The 19259-nt window shown below is 71.2% G+C and carries 12 protein-coding genes; all 12 read left to right on the forward strand.

Annotated features, from left to right (window positions below; all coding sequences use genetic code 11):
* The coding region (locus ACZ4D5_RS26510) for an amino acid adenylation domain-containing protein (RefSeq protein WP_467774909.1) at positions 1-4265 on the forward strand (4265 nt) is incomplete at its 5' end.
* Positions 4266-4316: 51 nt separating this feature from the next.
* Positions 4317-5615: a lysine N(6)-hydroxylase/L-ornithine N(5)-oxygenase family protein gene (locus ACZ4D5_RS26515; protein WP_467774910.1), complete on the forward strand. Its 1299-nt coding sequence runs from the start codon at positions 4317-4319 to the stop codon at positions 5613-5615.
* Positions 5616-5629: 14 nt separating this feature from the next.
* Positions 5630-5845 carry an MbtH family protein gene (locus tag ACZ4D5_RS26520; RefSeq protein WP_467774911.1) on the forward strand — a complete coding sequence of 72 codons (216 nt, stop codon included), beginning with the start codon at positions 5630-5632 and terminating at the stop codon, positions 5843-5845.
* 645 nt (positions 5846-6490) lie between these two features.
* Positions 6491-7246, forward strand: a complete 756-nt coding sequence (locus tag ACZ4D5_RS26525; protein WP_467774912.1) for a hypothetical protein — start codon at positions 6491-6493, stop codon at positions 7244-7246.
* 61 nt (positions 7247-7307) lie between these two features.
* Entirely contained in the window at positions 7308-8897 is a 1590-nt protein-coding gene (locus tag ACZ4D5_RS26530) for a condensation domain-containing protein (RefSeq protein ID WP_467774913.1), read from the forward strand.
* Between the two features lie 265 nt (positions 8898-9162).
* On the forward strand, positions 9163-9381 hold the full coding sequence (locus tag ACZ4D5_RS26535) for an MbtH family protein (protein WP_467774914.1): 219 nt from the start codon (positions 9163-9165) through the stop codon (positions 9379-9381).
* A 112-nt stretch (positions 9382-9493) separates the two neighbouring features.
* On the forward strand, positions 9494-12991 hold the full coding sequence (locus tag ACZ4D5_RS26540) for a non-ribosomal peptide synthetase (RefSeq protein ID WP_467774915.1): 3498 nt from the start codon (positions 9494-9496) through the stop codon (positions 12989-12991).
* On the forward strand, positions 12988-13710 hold the full coding sequence (locus ACZ4D5_RS26545) for a hypothetical protein (protein ID WP_467774916.1): 723 nt from the start codon (positions 12988-12990) through the stop codon (positions 13708-13710). Before ACZ4D5_RS26540 ends, ACZ4D5_RS26545 begins: the two co-directional genes overlap by 4 nt.
* A gap of 49 nt (positions 13711-13759) precedes the next feature.
* The gene (locus tag ACZ4D5_RS26550) at positions 13760-14953 is read left to right on the forward strand and encodes a cytochrome P450 (protein ID WP_467774917.1); all 1194 of its coding nucleotides are present in this window, start codon (positions 13760-13762) and stop codon (positions 14951-14953) included.
* Positions 14954-15001: 48 nt separating this feature from the next.
* On the forward strand, positions 15002-16807 hold the full coding sequence (locus ACZ4D5_RS26555; RefSeq protein WP_467774918.1) for a non-ribosomal peptide synthetase: 1806 nt from the start codon (positions 15002-15004) through the stop codon (positions 16805-16807).
* Positions 16808-16809: 2 nt separating this feature from the next.
* Positions 16810-18210, forward strand: a complete 1401-nt coding sequence (locus tag ACZ4D5_RS26560; RefSeq protein ID WP_467774919.1) for an amino acid adenylation domain-containing protein — start codon at positions 16810-16812, stop codon at positions 18208-18210.
* Between the two features lie 14 nt (positions 18211-18224).
* Entirely contained in the window at positions 18225-19241 is a 1017-nt protein-coding gene (locus ACZ4D5_RS26565) for an alpha/beta fold hydrolase (protein WP_467774920.1), read from the forward strand.
* Positions 19242-19259: the final 18 nt, after the last annotated feature.

Raw genomic sequence — 19259 nt, forward strand, 5'->3', positions numbered from 1 at the left:
TGGCTCCGTACTCGACGGGTCAGATCGCCTTCAACTATCTGGGTCGTTTCTCGGCGGCGGACATGCCCGAGAGCCTGCGCGGCCTCGGCTGGACCGAGGCCCATGACACGACGGGGACCGCCGCCGCCCTCGACCCGGACCTCCCCGCCCTCGCGGCCCTCGACGTCAACGCGTACGTCACCGACGCCGAGCACGGCCCGGAGCTGCACGCCCGGTTCGACTTCCCCACCGGTGTGCTCTCCCGCGAGGAGGTGCGGGAGCTCGCCGACCTGTGGTGCACCGCGCTGGAGGCACTGGCCGCCCACGTCGATCGGCCGGAGGCGGGCGGGCTCACTCCGTCCGACGTGCCGTTGGTGAAGGTGCGGCAGAGCGAGATCGAGCTGTGGGAGCGCACGTACCCCTCCCTGAGGGACATCTGGCCGCTGACCGCACTCCAGTCCGGACTGCTCTTCCACGCCCGGCTCACCGACGCCGCGTACGACGCGTACCACGTGCAGATGGTGCACCACCTGAGCGGCACGGTGGACCCCCTGCGCATGCGGGCCGCGGGACAGGCCCTCCTGGACCGTCACCCCACCTTGCGCACCGCCTTCGTCAGCGACATGTCGGGTGAACCGGTGCAGCTGGTGCTCGACGACGTCGAACTGCCCTGGCAGGAAGCCGACATGAGCGGATTCGACGAGGCCGGCAAGGAGCGGGAGTTCGAGCGGTTCCTCGCGGCGGACCAGGGCGCCCACTTCGATCCGGCCGAACCGCCGCTGCTGCGGATGTCGCTGGTGACGTTCGGCCCCGACCGCGCCGAACTGGTCCTCACCGCGCACCACGTCCTCTTCGACGGATGGTCCCTGCCCCTGCTCACCGAGGACCTGCTGCGGCTGTACGGGACCGGCGGCGACGCGTCGAAGGCGGCGCGGCCACCCGCGTACCGGGACTTCCTGGTCTGGCTCTCCGGGCAGGACCGGCAGCGCTCCCTCGACGCGTGGGCGAAGGAGCTCGAAGGTGTCGACGCACCGACCCTGATCGCCCCCGCCGCCCCCGCCGAAACGGACCTGGGCAACACCGGACAGCTGGAGGTGGCCCTCCCGGCGGACGTCGCGGCCGAGCTCTCCCGGCGGGCCGTGGAACTGGGCGTCACGCTCAACACGGTGGTGCAGGGCGCCTGGGCGCTGGTCCTCGCGGGCCTCACCGGCCGCCAGGACGTGGTGTTCGGCGCCACGGTCTCGGGCCGCCCCGCCGCCGTCGCGGGCGTCGACGCGATGGTGGGTCTGTTCATCAACACCCTGCCCGTACGCGTCCAGTTGACGCCGTGGCAGAGCGTGGCCGACCTGCTGACCGGCCTCCAGGAGCGGCAGGCCGCCCTGCTCGACCACCACCACTGCGGGCTGACCGACATCCACAGGACCACAGGACTGCCGGCCCTGTTCGACACCGTGACGGTCTTCGAGTCGTTCCCCGTCGACCGCGACGGCATCAACGAGGCGAACCGGGCCGCGGGCATCGAGATCACCGGGGCGAGCTCGGCGAACGGCACCCACTACCCGCTGGGCGTGGCGGCCACCGCGGACCCCCGCCTGCGGGTGGTCCTGCAGTTCCAGCGCGACGTGTTCGACACCGGGGCCGCCGAGGGGATCGCCGACCGGTTCGCCCGGGTCCTCCGGCGGATCGCGGCCGATCCGCGCACCCCGGCCGGTTCGGTCGACGGTCTCGGCCCGGCCGAACGGGAGCGGCTGCTGGCCGTGGCCAACGGCAACCGCCCCACCCCGCAGGACGTCCCGCAGGGGACGGTCCCCGACCTGTTCGCCGCGCAGGCCGCCGCGACCCCGGACGCCGTCGCGGTGATCCACGAGGCGGGGGACCTCACCTACCGGGACCTCGAAACACGGGTCGACGCGCTGGCCGACGAGCTGGCCCGGCACGGCACGGGACCCGAGAGCGTGGTCGCGGTGGCGGTGCGGCGCTCGCCGGACCTCGTGGTGGCCCTGCTCGCCGTGATGCGGTCGGGCGGCGCGTACCTGCCCGTCGACCCGGCCCTCCCGGACGACCGGATCGCCTTCATGACGGCGGACTCCGGGGCCCGGCTCGCGCTCGTGGACGCGACGACCGAGGCGAAGCTCTCGGCGCTCCCCGCGCTGCGCGTGGACGAGCTCGCGCACACGCCGGAGGAGACCACCGCCACCGGCCGGGCACCCGCGGCGCGCCTCGACGGCACCGCCTACGTCATCTACACCTCGGGGTCGAGCGGGCGCCCCAAGGGCGTGGCCGTCACCCACCGGGGGATAGCGGCCCTGGTCGCGGGACATGTGGAGCGGCTCGGCGTCACGGCCACCAGCCGCATGCTCCAACTGGCCTCGCCCGGCTTCGACGTGTCGCTCTGCGAGATGTTCACGGCCCTGCTCTCCGGAGCGGCCGTGGTCACCGCCGACGCCGCCCGCATCGCCCCGGGAACCCCGCTGGCCGACACGGTCGACGCGCACGCGGTGACCCACGCGATGATCCCGCCCGCGATGCTCGCGATGGTGCCCGCCTCCGCCCTGGCCACAGTGGAGGCCCTCGTCGTCGGTGGCGAGGTGACCCCGTCGGCGCTGACCGCCGCCTGGGCACCGGGACGCCGCATGGTGAACGTCTACGGGCCGACGGAGACCACGGCCTGCGCCACCATGAGCGCCCCGCTCGCCGGGGACACCGCGGTGCCCCCGATCGGCGGACCGATCCCGGACACCCGGGTGTACGTACTCGACGGGGCGCTGCGCCCGGTGCCCGCGGGGATGGCCGGCGAGCTGTACATCGCGGGCCCGGGCGTCGCGCGCGGCTACGTCGGCCGCCCGGGACTGACGGCGGGACGCTTCCTGGCCTGCCCGTTCGGCCGGCCCGGCGAGCGGATGTACCGCACGGGCGACATCGTGGTGTGCGGCCCCGACGGCCAACTGGTGTTCCAGGGGCGGGCCGACGACCAGGTGAAGATCCGCGGCTTCAGGGTCGAACCCGGCGAGATCGAGGCGGCTCTGCTCGCGCATCCCGCGGTCGTCCAGGCGGCGGTGGTCGTGGACGACCGTGACGGCGACCGGCGGCTGGCCGCGTACGTGGTCCGGGGCACGGCGGAACCGACCGGCGATCCAGCCGCCCCGGCCCTCGAACTGCCGGACGACCTGCGCCGCATGCTCAGGGCCGGGCTGCCGGAGTACCTGGTGCCCTCGGCGCTGATGGTCGTCGACGAGCTGCCGTTCACCCGCAACGGCAAGCTGGACCGCGGGGCGCTCCCGGCCCCCGAGTACGCGGCGGCGTCGAAGGGGCGGCCCGCGAGGACACCGCGCGAGGAGATCCTGTGCGGCCTCTTCGCCGAGGTGCTGGGGGTGGCCGGGGTCGGCATCGACGACGGCTTCTTCGCCCTGGGCGGCCACTCGCTCCTGGCCACCCGGCTCATCAACCGGATCCGGGTGGTGCTCGGCGTCGAGCTGCCGCTCCGTACGGTGTTCCAGGCGCCCACCGTCGCCGAACTCGCCGCGCAGCTGGAATCCGGCGGCGCACAGGACGCGGCCACGGACCCGTTCGCGGCGGTCCTGACCATCAGGCCGCCGGAGGGCACGGGAACGGGGGAGGGGGAGGAACCCCTGTGGTGGATCCACCCCGGCGGCGGCATCTGCTGGCCCTACCTGGGGTTTGCCGGGCTGCTCCCCAAGGGCCGGCCGCTCCACGGGATCCAGGCGAAGGGATTCGACGGGGTGACCCCGCTGCCCGCCTCCATCGACGAGCTGGTGGCCGACTACGTCTCGGAAGTGCTCCGCGTGCAGCCCAAGGGCCCCTTCCACCTGATGGGGCTCTCCATCGGCGGCACCTTCGCCCACGCGATGGCGGCCGAACTCCAGCGGCGGGGGCACGAAGTGGCCCTGCTCGCCCTGCTGGACAGCGTGCCCGGCAGCTATCTCGCCGAGCACGCGCCGCCCACGGCGGCCGAGCTGCGCGAGTACTTCACCGAGCACCTCACCGGTCTCTCCGGCACTGCCGACGGTGAGGAGTTCCTGGACAACGCGGTGTCGGTGATCGTCAACCAGACCTCGCTCCTGCCGGAGTTCCGCACGCCGTCCTACCGCGGTGACGTCCTCTTCTTCAACGCCGTGCCGAAGCCGGAAGGTTCGTTCGCCGGCCTGTGGCGGCCGTACGTCCAAGGGGCCGTGCACGAGCACGACATCGACAGCGCACACGGCGACATGTATCTGCCGGGACCGGCCGCCGAGATCTGCCGGATCATCGGCGCCTCACTGCCGTAGGCAACTCGGCTCTCAACGGCTCTCAACGGCTCTCAACGAGGGGAAGAATCTGTGGAAACGCGTGAACCCGACGTGTTCGATGTCGTGGGAATCGGCTTCGGGCCTTCGAACCTATCGCTGGCCGTGGCGCTGGAAGAGCAGTCGGGGCCGTTGGCCGCCACCTTCCTCGAGCGCCGGCCCACGCTCAGTTGGCACCGCGGCATGCTGGTGCCGGGCGCCAAGATGCAGGTTTCCTTCCTGAAGGACCTGGCCACGTTCCGCAATCCCGTCTCGGAATTCAGCTTCGTGTCGTATCTGCACGCGTCCGGGCGGCTGGCGAGGTTCGTCAACAACCAGGATTTCTTCCCGACCCGCCAGGAGTTCCACGACTATCTCGAATGGGCCGGGGCGAAGGTCGCGCACCGCGTCTCCTACAACTCGGAGGTCACCGCGGTCCGGCTCGCCGCGTCGACCGACGGAGAACCGGCCGACCAGCTGCGGATCGAGGTCCGCGACCCGCGGCGCCCCGGCGCCACCCGCCTGCTCGGCGCACGGAACGTCGTCGTGTCCACCGGTCTCGTGCCGAGGATGCCCACCGGGATCGAGCGCGACGAATCCGTCTGGCACAGCTCGGAGTTCCTGCACCGGTTCCGCGAGCGCGACCCCGACACCCTCAAGCGGGTGGCGGTGGTCGGCGCGGGCCAGAGCGCCGCGGAGATCGTCCGGTTCCTCTACGACACCCTGCCGCACGCCGGGATCTCCGCGATCATGCCGTCGTACGGCTACTCCATCGCGGACGACACCCCCTTCGCCAACCAGGTCTTCGACCCGAGTGCGGCGGACGCCTTCTACCGGGGCTCCGAACGTTCCAAGGACGCGATCTGGCAGTACCACAAGAACACCAACTACTCCGTGGTCGACGACGAAGTGATCAGGGCCCTGTACCAGCGCGCGTACGACGACGAGCTCAGCAAGGCGGGGCGGCTCGACTTCGTGAACCTGGCCAGGGTCGTCGACGTCAAGCACGGTGCGAACGACACCCGGGTCACCGTGCACTCCATGGCGAGCGAGGAGTCGTACGACCTCGACGTGGACGTACTGATCTGCGCCACCGGCTACGACCCGATGGACCCGACGGAGGTCCTCGGCGACGTCGCCGCCCACTGCCTCCAGGACGCCGACGGCCGCTACCGGGTCACGCGGGACTACCGCCTGGTGACGACGGACGCCGTGCGCTGCGGGATCTACCTCCAGGGCGGCACCGAGCACACGCACGGCCTGTCCTCGTCGCTCCTGTCGAACCTGGCGGTGCGCAGTGGCGAGATCGCACGTTCCCTGCGGGACAACCACATCGCATCACACGCGCGGTAGAAAGGGGTCTGGGTATGAGCGGCAACCCGTTCGACGACGAGAGCGGCCGGTTCCACGTCCTGGTCAACGACGAGGGCCAGCACTCCCTGTGGCCGACGTTCTCCCCGGTGCCGGACGGCTGGCGGGTCGTGTTCGGCGAGGAGAGTCGCGAGAAGTGCCTCGCGTACGTGGAGGAGAACTGGACCGACATGCGTCCCAGAAGTCTGCGGGAGGCGATGGCCGCGGACTGACGGCCGGGCACGGACCGGTGAACGTGGAGAGGGCGGGCCCCCTGGGCCCGCCCTCTCCGCTGTGAGCGGCCATTCAGGCCGATGGGTCATTGAATAACGGATAATTCATGCGGATTCCGGGCATCCGAGGCGGAAGTCGACGCCCTAACGCCTTACTTCGGGGACGCCCCCGCGACGGACACCGCATGGCTGAAAATATTCGGTACATACGCCGAGTGAGTCCGCCTCGCTACCCCGTGACAACTGCGCGGATGCGTGACGTTTGTCATGTTGACGGGTTTCCGGCCCCGGGGTGAAGATCGCTTTTGCGTGATAATGCGGCTCAAGGGCTTTCTCATTCATTCCTTCTTTTGGGGTGGAGGTATTTCGGGTGGGCGGGACTCAAGGGTCGCGGCGCAGCCGACCGGGGCCTGCCGACTTCACCCCCGCCCCCGCACTTCAGGGCATCCGCGCCTCTGCCTGATGCGGGAATCGCGCCGATTTCGATCCGGGCGCGCGCAACCGTGGAAACGGAAAACAATCTTACGCCTGACGGGCAACCGGTAAGAGAAAAACTGCAAGAAGATTTGTAACGGGGGTATTTCGGTGAGTGCGTGTCAGAACGTGAACTGTCGTTATCGCGAAGAGGGTTCACAGGAGGATGTGATGCCGCAGACGGGCGAACTGCTCGTCTGTACCGGCTGTCTGGAATATTTCGAGAAGGATCTGACCTCCCTTCCCGAGCTCTACCGTTTGTGCGAGGAAATGCTGGCGGCTTCGCCCTGGTACGGGGAGAAGGTGTCCGGCACGCGGCCCGTCGGGATTTCGCTGAACGCCAGTGCCGTCGACGCCCGTGACTCCCTGCGGGCCCGGCTGGCGGCCTGGTGCGACCTGGTCGCCGCGGAGCACGGGTGCACGGTGCCCGACCACTCCGTCGAGGCGATGGCCTCCTTCCTGCACCGGCACGCGCGCTGGCTCTGCGCCCATCCCGCGGCGGGCGACGTGGTGGCGGAACTGGCCGAGGCGAAGGTCGCGGCCGGACGTGTCGCCGATCCGGTCCGGACCCGGAGGTTCCAGGTCGGCCCCTGCGTCGAGCAGGACTGCGGCGGATCCCTGGTCGCCGTCATCCAGGCCGACGAGCGGCAGACGCCGAGCGAAGTGCGCTGCGACACGAACCCGCTGCACATCTGGCCCGCCCACCAGTGGCGGGAGCTCGACTCCCGGGTGACCGGCCGCAAGAACTCAGGGGCCCGGTGGTTCACCGTGAAGGAGGTCTCGCGGTTCTGGCGGCTGTCCGCCAGCAACGTCTACCGGCTCGCGTCGGAGAACCGCTGGCGGCGCCGGACGAACGGGCGTCGCGTCTACTACTTCGAGGCCGACATCCTCGCGTCCGTCGGATGGGGCCCGACGGTCGAGGTCTGACGGTTCGGTGTCGGTTCCACACCTGCGGGTCGATCGTTCTACGAAGGAAGTCGGGCGGAAGATGCAACAGCTGCAATCCGGGGACGCGTCACACTCTTCGGCCGGTGCCTCGGGGGCCGGCGCGCCCGCGCCGGAGACGGAGACGGCCCTGCGCGCGATCTTCGCCGAGGTCCTGGAGCGCGAGTCGGTCGGTGCCGAGGACGACTTCTTCCAGGTCGGCGGCCACTCGCTGCTCGCCACCTCGCTGCTGCACAGGGTGCGCGCCGCCTTCCGGGAGCCGCGCTACCGCAGGCTGCCGTTCTCCCAGATCTACCGCACGCCCACCCCCGCGGGGCTCGCGCGATGGCTGGCGGGGGCCGCCCCCGAACCCCAGGCGGCGCCGGGCTGGTCGGGCGAGGGACCCGTGCCGCTCAGTCCCCAGCAGGCGGACATGCTCGTCCAGCACGTCTTCGACCCCGAAGGGCTCAACGAGCACTGCGCGTTGGGCTGGACGGTCGAAGGCGGACTCGACCTCGACGCGCTGCGCCGAGCCGTCCGCTACGTGCACCAGCGCCACGAGAGCCTGCGCGCCTCCTACCGCCTGGAGGAGCGGGCGGTGGCCGAACTCCTGGACGCGCCCGCGCCCGAGGTGACCGCACTCTCCGCGCGGACGCCCGAGGAGGCCGACGCCCTGCTCCACGGCGCCCTGGCCGAGCCGTTCCGCCTGGAGGAGGGCGAGATCTGGCGGGTCGTGACCGTCGCGGTCGGCGGGCGGACGACCCGTCTGCTCGGTGTCGCCGCCCACCACATAGCCGTCGACGGCTGGTCCGAGTCCGTTCTCGCCAGGGACCTCGGCCGGGCGTACGGCGCGGTGCTCACCGGATCGCTCCTGCTCGACGCGCCCGCACCGACCATGGCCGACGTGGTCGAGGCACGCCGCGACCACGTGGACGACGCCGAGCGTGAGGCCCAACGGGAGTACTGGCGTGCGGAGTTGACCGGTATTCCGCAGCTGGAGTACCCGCAGGTGCCGGCGGAGCAGGCCGCGGGCGCCCCCCAGGTGCTGGAGTTCCCGCTGCCCGCGGGCTGCCTCGACCGGGTGGAACGGCGTGCCGAGGCGCTGCGCGTCACCCCGTACGTTCTCCTGCTGACCGCCTACGGCAGGGCGCTGGCAGAGGTCTCGGGGCAGCGCGACTTCGGTGTCGGCACCCCTGTCGCCCTGCGCACCGACCGCATGCTGGACGACGCGGTGGCGTGCCTGATCGACGTGGTGTGCATGCGGCTGCGCCTCGCCGACGGCGCGGCGCCCGAAGAGGACGTCGAGCAGGTGGCCGCCACCGTACGCCGCGCCTTCGCCGCCCAGGACGTACCCCTGAGCGAGGTGGTGCAGGCGGTGAACCCGCCTCGTGACGAGCGTCCGCCCCTGTTCCAGAACATGTTCGCCTTCCAGAACACCCCCGCGGTGACGCTCGACCTGAACGGGGCCAGGGCGGAGTTCTTCCGCCCGTCGCCCTCCGGACTGCCCTCCGAACTCGTCGCCGAGATCTGGCCGTTCCGGGCCGAGGGGCCGCACCTGGTCGTCAGCTACCGCACCGATCGCGTACCGGCCGACTGCGCCCGGCTCCTGGGCACGCGCATGCTGGCCCAACTCGACCGCCTGGTGGCGCCCTGAGCAGGTCTTGACAAGGGGTGGGTGGGCTAAGAATATGTAGCCCACAGTAGCTGGAGTGTGTCGCTGAATTGTCAAAGCGGCATCACCGCAGGCGTGATCCTGCCCCTACTGAACCGTCTCGGGCCCCCATGTGACATTCCGTGGGCGAGGTTTGTCGGTCTTCGCGACACACAGCAACTGCCTGAGGAAGCCGATGAATTCGGCACTTTCTGCCTCCCTGTGAACCAACGGCAACTCCAAGGCCTCATTCGAACAGGAAGAATTCATGGAAGAGCGCCGCGAAGACGGCCAGTACGTCGTGGTGACGAACCCCGAGGAGCAGTACTCGATCTGGCCGGTGGGCCGCGAGCTGCCCGCCGGCTGGCGGGAATCGGGAAAGCGCGGCACGAAGGAAGAGTGCCTGGAGCACATCGACGAAGTCTGGACCGACATGCGTCCGTTGAGCCTGCGTCGCGCGTCGGCGGGCGACGCGGACCAGCGATGACGCCGGTCGGACGATGACGCCGGTCGGACGACGACGCCGGTCGAGCGAGGAACCACCTGATTTTCGCAGTGAATCTCCCTGTGCTCCCGAACGACGGAATTGGTGAAACGACATGAGTCAGCGGCCCGTACTGGACGTCGTCTCGGCTGTGTGGGCCGCGGTGCTGCGGACCGAAGCACCGGCCCCGGAGGACAACTTCTTCGCGCTGGGCGGGAATTCACTGAAGGGCGCCCGGGTGATCAGCCGGCTCCGTGAGGAGCTGGGCGTACGGATTCCGCTCGGCGTGCTGTTCGACTGCCCGACCCCGGCCCAACTGGCCGAGAAGGTGGCGGAGTTGCGCGCCGGCACTCCCGTGGCCGCGCTGACCGTCAAGCCCTTCGAGGAGCGCGGGGACGGCGACTTCCAGGCCCCGGCGTCGTTCGCGCAGCAGCGGATCTGGGTGGACGAGCACATCCAGGGGCCGAGCCCCCGCTACAACGTCCCCGTGGCGACGGAGATCGAGGGACCGTTCGACGCCGACGCGCTGCGGGTGGCGGTCGAGACGCTGGTCGACCGACACGAGGTGTTCCGCACCACCGTCGCGGCCGTCTTCGGCGTGCCCCAGCAGGTGGTGCGCGCGAAGATCGACGTACCGATGACGGTGATCGACCTCAGGGACGAACCCGCGGACAAGCAGGAGCAGGTCGTGTCCGACCTCCTGCTCGCCTCCGCCCAGCAGCCGTTCGACCTGGAGCGGGGCCCGCTGTTCCGGGTGGAGCTGTACCGGCTGGACGAGAACTGGCACATCCTGCTCGTCAACCTGCACCACATCATCACCGACGTGCACTCCTACGAACTCGCCATGTCCGAGCTGATGGGGTGCTACGCGGCGGCGGTCGACGGGACGCAGCCGCCGGGGGAGCGGCCCGCGGTGCACTACGCCGACTACGCGGCGTGGCAGCGGGGCACCCTCGGCAGCGAGGAGATCGACCGGCAGCTGGAGTACTGGAAGGAGCGGCTGCGCGGCCCGCTGCCCGTCCTGGACCTGCCGACGGACCTGCCGGGCAGGGGCGCGGCGCCGAGCCGTGGGGCGTCGGTGGCCGTCGAGCTTCCCCGGGCGGTGTCGCGGCGGATACGCGAGCTGTCCAAGGAGCACAACTCCACTCCGTTCGTCACCATGCTCACCCTGCTCAACCTGCTGCTGCACCGGTACAGCGGTCAGACGGACATCGTGGTCGGCATCCCCAGCGCCAACCGGGACCTCCCGGAGCTGGAGAACATGCTCGGGGTCTTCCTGAACACCCTCGCGCTGCGCACCGACCTGTCCGGAGACCCCTCGCTGGCCGGGCTGCTCGGCGACGTCGAGGCCGCCACGCGGGGCGCCTTCGCGCACCAGGACGTGCCCTACGAGCGGGTGGTCAACGCGATCTCGGCCGACCGCTCCTCCGGACAGGGGCCGTTCCGGGTCATGCTGGCGTTCCAGCACGAGATCCCGGCCCTGGGGCTGCCCGGGCTGACGATGACCGACGTGGAACTGGGCCTGGACGTGAAGTCCGTCAAGTTCGACCTGGTGTTCTCCGTCATCGAGTCCGAGTTCACCCACCGGGTGGTGCTGGAGTACAACACCGACCTGTTCGTCGAGGACAAGGCCTGGCGCATCCTCGACCACCTGAGCACGCTGGCCGCCGACGCGGTGGCCCACCCGACGAAGCGCGCCTCGGAGCTCGTGATCCTGCCGGAGGTCGAGCGCCGGCAGATCGAGAAGTGGTCGACGTCGTCCTGGGGTCCCTACTCCACGGATCTCTTCCTGCACCGGCTGTTCGAGGAGCAGGCGCTCAGGACCCCCGACGCCGACGCGGTCGAGAGCGGTGACGTCCGGATCACCTACCGGGAACTCGACCGGCGGGCGGACCTGCTCGCGGCGGAGCTGGCGGCGCGCGGTGTCACGACGGACGACATGGTCGGCCTGTGCACGGAGCCGTCGGTGGACCTCATCCTCGGCATCCTCGGCATCCTCAAGGCGGGGGCCGCCTATGTGCCGATCGACCCCATCGCACCCGCCGACCGGATGGCGTACGTCATCTCCGACAGCGGGATGAGGATCCTGGTCACCACCCCGGACCTGCAGGCGCAGCTGCCGGCCGAAGCGCTCGCAGGCGTGGACGTGGTGAGCGCCGACCTCGTACGCGCCGGCCACGACCGCCCGCTGCCGGCCGAGGTGGTGGACGGCGTCAGGGCGGCCACGCTCCACCCGTCGCAGCTCGTGTACCTGATGTACACGTCCGGCACCACCGGCAGGCCCAAGGGCGTGGGGCTCCCGCACACCGCCATCACCCCGTGGATCCAGTGGGCGCAGGACCTCAGGCCGCTCGGTGCGGGCACCCGGGTCCTGCACAACCTCTCGTACCACTTCGACTGGTCCGTCGAGCAGATGTTCCACGCGCTGACCAGCGGCGCCTGCCTGGTCATGCTCCCCCGGGAGGTCAGGGCCGACGCGCGGGCCACCGCGCGGTTCATCGACGAGCGGTCGATCCACCTGCTCTATCTGACGCCCACACAGATGCGGGGCATCGCGGACGCGGACCTCGCCATGCCGACGCTGCGCCACGTGTCCATGGGCGGCGAGAACCTCGACGCCGACCTGGTGGCACGGACGCGCAAGCTCGTCTCCGCCGAATGCGAGATCTGGAACGAGTACGGACCCACGGAGACCGCGGGCGCGGCACTGGTCGGCCGGATGGGCGACGAGCCGGTGGAGCGCAGCTCCATGCCGCTGGGCGAGCCGATCGCCAACGCCTCCTGCGCCGTCGTCGACCGCTGGGGCAACGCGCAGCCCATCGGGGTTCCCGGTGAGCTGTGGATCGGCGGCGACGGTGTCGCCCGCGGCTACCGCAACCGGCCGGGACTGACGGCCGACCGTTTCGCCCCCGACCCCCACAACCCGGGCCGCCGCCTCTACCGCACCGGGGATTTGGTGCGCCGGCTGCCCAACGGCGAGATGGAGTTCCTGGGCCGCGTCGACAGCCAGGTCAAGATCCGCGGGGAGCGGGTCGAGCTGGAGGAGATCGAGTCGGTGCTGCGCGGCCACCCGGACGTGACCAACGCCGTGGTGGTGCTCGAGTCCGGACAGCGACTCGTCGCCTACGTCGTGGCGGCACAGGGCAGCGGGATCGACACCGCCGCCCTGCGGGCCCACCTCGCGCCGAAGCTGCCCGCCGTCATGCGGCCCGCCGTCTTCGTCTGGCTCGACGCCATCCCGCTGTCGCCCACGGGCAAGGTCGACCGCCAGCGGCTGCCCAAGCCCAGCGCGGAACCCGTCGCCGCGACCGAAGCGGTGCCGCCGAGCAGCGCGACCGAGCACGTCGTCGCGGCTGCCTGGGCCGGTGCGCTGGGCCTCGAAGTCGTCGACGTGACGGCCAACTTCTTCGAGATCGGCGGGGATTCGCTCTCGCTGCTCGCGGTGGTCCACCGACTGCGCGAGCAGCTGGGCCTCGACATTCCGGTGCGGTCCGTGGTCGACACGCCCACCATCGCGGCCCTGGCCGCCCGGATCGACCGGCTGAGCGCAGCGCGCGACTCCCGGCGGACGGCCGCCGACACCGGCGAAGAGCACGAGGAGGGGGAGCTGTGAGCAGTGACCGACCGCCGCGGATCATAGGGGTGGAGTTCGGCAGGGAAGCCGTTCCCCGCTCGTTCGCCACCCTCCTGCCGCCCGAGCTGCGCGAGAGCTATCACCGCGTCGACCCGCTGGACAACCCCCGCATCCGCGAGGCCTATTGCACGATCGAGGAGCAGGCGGACCACTGGGCGGCCGAACTCGGGCGGGAACCCGATGTGCCGACCGTGGTCCTCGGCTACTGCTCCGGGTCAGGCTTCGCCTCCGAACTCGCGGCGAGGATCGGCGGCGACCCCGTTCTCGTCCTCGTGGACCCCGGCGTCCCTGCGGCCGACGAGGCACAGGAGCTGCTGGTCGAGCTGGCGCAGACCATGGACGAGGACCTCTCGCCGCAGGACGTGCCGGACATCCTCCGGGCGGACGTGGCGGACTCCATGACGGTGATCGGTGACTTCCTGAACGACACGATGCAGCGGTGCGCTCCCGACCTCGACGAGGAGATCGCGGAGGCGCTGACCGGGCATCAGCGCGGCTGGATGAGCTACACGCTGGCGGCGGGCGCCCACGACGGCGCGCTGCCCTGGAAGCCGGCCCACGTCCTGCTCAGCGACGAGGGCGAATGGGACGACGCGGGACCAGGCGAGGTGCACCGGTTCCCCGTCGACCCGGTGGCCCTGTTCTCCCGCGCCGAGGCCGCGGAAACCGTTGCCGGGGCACTGGCCGCCCGGCTCTGACCGCGGGCCGCGGCCTGCCCTCACCACCGACGAAGAGGCGACCACAGACATGGAACTCACCTGTCCGTACCGGCAGGACGACGGGCTGGTGCCGGTCGACCCGTGCATGGACTACCTCGCGCTCCGGGACGCCGCGGCCGTCCGGCGCGACGACGACCTCGGTGTCTGGGTCGTCACGGGGTTCGACCAGGTGACACGGCTGCTGCGGAATTCCGCACTCTCCTCCGCGTGGCCGGAGCGGGGCACGACCCGGCTCCACGACGAGCCGACGGGCACGGACGGCGCCCAGCGCACCGCCGACATCGTCCGGCGCTGGTTCATGTTCAACGACGCCCCGAGGCACCAGCGGCTGCGCGGCCTCATCGCCCCGCTGTTCGCCACGGCCAGGCTCGCCGCGCTGCGGCCGTTCGTCGAGGAGTCCGTGGACCTGCTGCTCGCCGACGTCACCGGGAGCATCGACGTCATGCCCGACCTCGCGGTGCCGCTGGCGAGCCGCGTCGTCTGCCGGCTGATCGGGCTGCCGCCCGAGGTGGCCCCGCGCATCCGGGCCTGGGCGTCGGACATCGACGCCCTGCTGGTGGCCGACTACCTGCCCGGGGTCGTCGAGCGGGGCACCCGCGCGCTGGGCGAGATCGAGCAGGCGGTGGCCGGGGTCAGGAAGGAGACCGCGCCCGAGGGCACGGCGCTCGACGTCCTGTCGCACGCCTACGGGGACGGTCTGATCGAGGAGCAGGACATCGCCGCCACGGCGAGCCTGCTGATCTTCGCCGGGTTCGACACCACCTCCACGTTCATCGGCAAGGCCGTCCGCGCGCTCATGCACACCGGGCAGTGGGCCGCCGCGACACCGGAACGGATCTCCTCGCTCGTCGAGGAGCTGCTGCGCTTCGACACCTCGGTGCAGCAGGTGGCCCGCGTCGCGGTCGAGCCCGTCGAGATCGAGGGGCAGCGGATCGAACGCGGCGATCTGGTGCTGCTGATGCTGGGCGTGGCCAACCGCGACACCGGCACCTTCGCGGACCCGGACGTGCTGGACCCCGGCCGGCAGACCGGCAGACACCTGGCCTTCGGCTACGGAGCGCACTACTGCCTGGGCGCGGGGCTGGCCCGGATGGAGGTCGGCGCGGCGCTGAACGGGCTCGTGAAGCGGTGGAGCCACGCGGAACTGGCCGAGCCCCCGGTGGTGCGACCGCACCACGGCGTGGCCGTTCTCGAACACCTGAGGCTGACCGTCCACACCTGACCGGAACCCGTTTTGACCACCTCGCAGAGCCGTCGGATAGGAGTGGTTGTGAGTACGAAGACAGCACGGGGCACTGTGCCGGAGATGCTGGAGGAGAGGGCGCGCCTCAGTCCCGACACGGTCGCCGTCGTCCTCGGGGGCGCGGCCGCCGAGCCCGTCCGGCTCACCTACCGCGAACTGTGGGACGCGGCCGGCGCGGTCGCGGACCAGCTGGCCCCGCTGCCGGGATTCCGCCCCGGCGCGCTCGTCGCCACCCTGTTCCCGCGCGGCATCCAGGGGGTGGTCTGCCAACTCGGCGCGTGGCGCGCGGGGGCCGCCTATCTGCCGCTGGACGGAGCGCTGCCCGAAGCCCGCAGGAACGCGATCCTCGACGATGCCCGCCCCTTCGCGGTGCTGTCGCCGGGCACGGGTCCGACCGGTGTGGCGGTCGAGGCCGCCGCGGCGGAGCCGGGGGGCGGCGACGAGGGCGCCGCCGACGTCGCGTACGTCATCTACACCTCGGGTTCGACCGGCACCCCCAAGGGGATCGAGGTGGGCCACGCGAGCCTGGGCAACCTCGCGCGCTGGCACCGGGACACCTATCTGACCGGGCCCGGTGTCCGCGTCGCGGCCTTCGCGGGGCTGGGGTTCGACGCGTCGGTCTGGGAGGTGTGGTCGACGCTCGCGAGCGGCGCGACGCTGGTGCTACCCGACGGCATCCTCACCATGGACATCGACGCCGTGCGCGCCTTCATGGACGACTGGGCGGTCGAACAGTGCTTCCTGAGCACGCCGTTGGCCGAGCAGATGTTCGCGGTGAGCGACCCGCCCCGGTCGCTCAAGCTCCTCACCACCGGTGGGGACAAGCTCCGCGTCACCCCGCCCGCCGGATTCCCGGCCGCGGTGCACAACCACTACGGCCCCACCGAGGCGACCGTGGTGACGACGGCCAGCGGCGACCTGCGCAAGCCGACGGACCACGAGGCGCCCGTCATCGGACGCCCCATCACCGGGGCCGAGGTCCGGCTGGTGGACGAGGACGGGGCGACCGTCACCGGGCCCGGCGAGGCGGGAGAGCTGCTCATCGGCGGCAGCATCCTCGCCCTCGGCTACCGCGGCGACGCCGCGCTCGACCGGCAGCAGTTCAGGCAGGGCGAGGACGGCCGCAGGTGGTACTCCTCCGGGGACATCTGCCGCTGGACCCCGGACGGCGAACTGGAATTCGTCGGGCGCCGGGACGCGCAGGTCAGCCTGCGCGGACACCGGGTCGAGCTCGTCGAGGTGGAGCAGGCCGCCCTGCGCGTGCCCGGGGTCGACCAGGCCGCGGTCGCGGTGCGCCCCGACGCGGACGGCGGAGAGCTGGCGGGCTTCTACTCCGGCGAGGCGGCACCGGACGTCGTGCGCGCCGAACTCGCGGCCGTCCTGCCCGGATACATGGTGCCCGCCACGCTGCACCGGGTGCCGGCGGTCCCCCTGAACGCCAACGGCAAGATCGACCGCCCCGCCCTGCTCGCGCTGTCCGCACCGCCCGCCGGACCCGCCGCATCCGTCGGCACACCGGACACGGGTGATACAGGCAGTGCGGGCGATACAGGCGATACAGGCAGTACGGGAGACACGGAGGACACGGGGAACTCCGGGGACGCCGTGTGGGAGAAGGCGTCGGAGATCTGGAGCGAAGTGCTGGGGCGCGTGCCGGCCGCCACGGACAACTTCTTCGAGATCGGCGGCCATTCGCTGAAGGCCGCTCGCATCCTCGGCCTGACCCGCAAGGCCTTCGACATCCCGCTGCCGTTCGAAGTGATGTTCCGCAGCCCGGTCTTCGAGGACTTCGTGGAGCAGGTCCGCGAGCAGATCCGGACCAAGGGAGCCTGACCATGGAAACGATCTGGGACCTGGTCCTCGAACAGGCGACGCGGACCCCCGACGCCCGCGCCGCCGTGGGCGAACACGAGTACTCCTACCGGGACATCGTCCAGCGCGCCGACACCCTCGCGGCCCTGATCGGGCGGTCGGCCGCACCGGGGTCCCTGCTGGCCCTGGAGACGTCGAGCCCGGTCAGCGGGGCGATCGCGCTGCTGGCGGGCGCCCGGGCCGGATGCGCGATCCTTCCGGTCAACCTCGATGCGCCGCCGGCGCACCGCGAACGCATCCTGGAGGACGCCCGCCCGGCCGCGGTGATCCGCGCCGGGCGGGAGGCCGTGTTCACGGTCGGCGCCACCGGGGCGGCGCCGGAGGAGGGCGGCGGCCGCGAACTCGGCGACGTGGCCTACGTGATGTACACCTCGGGCTCCACCGGCAGGCCCAAGGGCGTCATGGTCCCGCACGACTCCCTCGCGTCGCGCATCCGCGCGCTGGGGGAGGTGCCCGGGATGCGGGCGGGCGAGACCATCCTCGCGATGACGGCGCTGTCCTTCGACATCTCCCTGGCCGAGATGCTGGTACCGCTGGTCGTCGGGGCCACGTTCGTCGCGGTGCCGGGCGAGGCGCGCAGGGACCCCGACGTCTTCGCGGACTTCCTGGCACGGCACGAGCCGGACGTCATCCAGGCGACCCCGAGCTTCTGGCGGCTGCTGCTCGCCGCCGGTGAGGACGACGCCGCCTACCGGTGCCGCATCTGGTGCGGCGGAGAGGCCCTCACCCCCAGCCTCGCCGCCGACCTGCTCGCCCGCGGCTGCGAACTCTGGAACCTCTACGGGCCCACCGAGGCGACGATCTGGGCCACCGCGGCGCACATCGAGCGCCCGGACGCCATCTCGCTGGGCGAGCCGCTGCCGGGCAGCGGGCTCTTCCTGGAGGACGAGGAGATCTTCCTCTACGGCGAGGGCCTCGCCACCGGATACCTGGGCCAGGAGGACGTCACGGCCGAGCGGTTCTCCGTACGGAACACCCCGCGGGGACCGGCGCTCGCCTACCGCACCGGTGACCGGGGCCGCCGGGCCCCCGACGGATCGCTGGAGTACCTGGGGCGCGTCGACGGACAGATCAAACTGCGCGGTCACCGGATCGAACTGGGTGAAGTGGAGTCCGTGATCGAGGAACACCCCGCGGTGACGGAGGCGGTGGTACTCGTACGGGACGCGGATCGCGCCGAGCGCGCGTTCATGGCCGCGTTCGTCGTCGCCGACGAGGACCTGACCGCCGACGACGTGAACTCCTGGATCCGTACCCGGCTGCCGGTCAGCCACTGCCCGAGCAGAATCAGTTTCGTGCGGTCCCTTCCCCGCAACACCTCGGGGAAGGTCGACCGCGCCGGTCTGGCCCACGCCGACCTGTAGCGAAAGCACACGTGATGAATCCTGAGACGGAATCGCTCCGCGACACGGTCGTGCGCGCCTGGCGGGAGACCCTCGAATCCGAACCCGATTCGGACGACCAGGACTTCTTCGAGGCGGGCGGAAACTCCATCCTGGTCGTCGCCCTGCAGCGACGGCTCTCCGAAGGGCTCGGCCACCGCGTCCCGCTGCGCCGGATCCACGAGAACCCGACGCTCGGCGGACTGCTCGGGCTCTCCACGTCGCTGCGGTCGTCCCCGCAGCCGGAGGCCGCCGCCCCGGCCCCCGGCCTGACGCTGTACTGCCTTCCGTACGCCGGGGCGTCGGCCAGGATGTACGACCACTGGAAGGACACGCTGCCCGCCTCGGTGAAGGTGGTGCCGCTCGAACTCCCTGGCCGGGGATCGCGGTGGTCCGAGCCCGCGCTGACCGAACTCGCCCCGCTCCTGGACGACATGGCGGGCGCCATGGAAGAGGCGCGGCACACGCCGTACGCCGTGTTCGGCCACAGCTTCGGAGGGGTGCTGGCCTTCGAACTCGTCCGGCACGTGACGGCCCGGGGCCTGCCGGCGCCCGAGCGCCTGCTCGTCTCCGCGTGCCTGGCCCCGCACGAGGCCACACCGACCGAGACCAACTACGACCTCTCGGACGCCGAGTTCATCGAGAGCCTCCGCAAGGTGCGGGGCACGCCGGAAGAACTCCTGCAGAACGAAGAGCTCATGGAGCTTTACATCCCCACCATTCGCGCGGACTACACGATCCTGGACCTCTACGAGGCGCCCGCCATCGCCCCCTTGGAGTGCCCGGTCTCCGTCTTCTACGGCGTCGACGACGAGGACGCGGGCCGGGAGTCGATGGACGAGTGGGGCAAGTACAGCGACGAGCCGGTGGCCATCGAGGGCATTTCCGGTGACCACTTCTTCCTGAACGACTCCGAGGAAGAGTTCCTGGCAAAGCTGTGCCTCCACCTCGGGGTCGAACCGGCGGAATCGGCTGAACCGGCGGAAGCGTCCGGGCCGGCCGAAGAGAAGTAATCCACCCGACAGTTAGGA

Source organism: Streptomyces sp. NPDC025651 (assembly GCF_055558735.1).